The sequence below is a fragment of the Paraburkholderia sp. BR14320 genome, from assembly GCF_040948665.1.
In the GTDB taxonomy this organism is placed as follows: domain Bacteria; phylum Pseudomonadota; class Gammaproteobacteria; order Burkholderiales; family Burkholderiaceae; genus Paraburkholderia; species Paraburkholderia youngii.
Genome location: NZ_JBFPKG010000420.1, coordinates 1 through 222 on the forward strand (window position 1 = coordinate 1; position 222 = coordinate 222).

General features: G+C 63.5%; 1 protein-coding gene. It reads right to left on the minus strand.

Going from position 1 to position 222, the window contains the following annotated elements; all coding sequences use genetic code 11:
* Nucleotides 1–222, minus strand: a 222-nt coding sequence (locus AB3X89_RS40900; RefSeq protein WP_368588136.1) for a hypothetical protein, incomplete at both ends; no start/stop codon positions are given.

The window sequence follows — 222 nt, forward strand, 5'->3', positions numbered from 1 at the left end:
ATCCAGGATCGCCTCATCGGCCTCGAGCTGCGCAATGAGGTTCCAGCTCAGTTCCTGCAGGTCCGCCTCGATGAACCCGCGCGTCGTCTCCAGCGTCTGGCGCACCCACTGCTTCAGGCTCTCCTGTCGCGCCTTCACCGACGCGCGTTCGCCACTGATGTAGCGCGGCTTCCACTGGCGGGCCACCAGACTGTATGCCTTGAGCACCTGATACAGTGACAG